A 607-nucleotide genomic window follows, 5' to 3' on the forward strand; every position below is an offset into this window, starting at 1 on the left:
ACTGGGGTGAAGTCGTAACAAGGTAGCCGTATCGGAAGGTGCGGCTGGATCACCTCCTTTCTAGAGTTGCACGAACCTTTGGGTTCAGCTCATCAAGCATTCACACTTATCGACTGTCAATTAAGAAGAACAGCATTTGGGGCTGTAGCTCAGCTGGTTAGAGCACCGTGTTGATAACGCGGGGGTCGTTGGTTCGAGTCCAACCAGCCCTACCAGAACACGAGTAGTACCCTAGGGGGATTAGCTCAGCTGGGAGAGCACCTGCTTTGCAAGCAGGGGGTCGTCGGTTCGATCCCGTCATCCTCCACCAAAAGTTCAAACGTAAGTCGCGCCAAGATGGTGTCGGATTTAGGTTTGGTCTTTTAGAGATTAAATGCTGTTTCGTTCTTTAAAAATTTGGAAGAAGTAAAAGTAAAGATTATTTATTGATCGCATGCGTCGGAAGACGGATGCGATGGGTAATGATTGTATGTATCAACAAACATAGCAACATGTAATTTCTTATTCCTATGACCGCTCCTTTGTTTAGTCGCAAGGGGCTAACGTTATAGGGACAAGCGAATAAGTGCACATGGTGGATGCCTTGGCGATTACAGGCGATGAAGGA

2 tRNA genes and 1 rRNA gene are annotated in these 607 nt (G+C 47.1%); all 3 read left to right on the top strand.

The window, feature by feature from the left end:
• Positions 1 to 60, top strand: a 16S ribosomal RNA gene (locus H7U20_RS29560); the annotation flags it as partial.
• Between the two features lie 78 nt (positions 61 to 138).
• Positions 139 to 215: transfer RNA gene (locus tag H7U20_RS29565), tRNA-Ile, on the top strand.
• A gap of 19 nt (positions 216 to 234) precedes the next feature.
• Positions 235 to 310: transfer RNA gene (locus H7U20_RS29570), tRNA-Ala, on the top strand.
• Positions 311 to 607: the final 297 nt, after the last annotated feature.

The sequence above is a fragment of the Rugamonas violacea genome (assembly GCF_016461825.1).
Classification (GTDB): Bacteria; Pseudomonadota; Gammaproteobacteria; order Burkholderiales; family Burkholderiaceae_D; genus Rugamonas.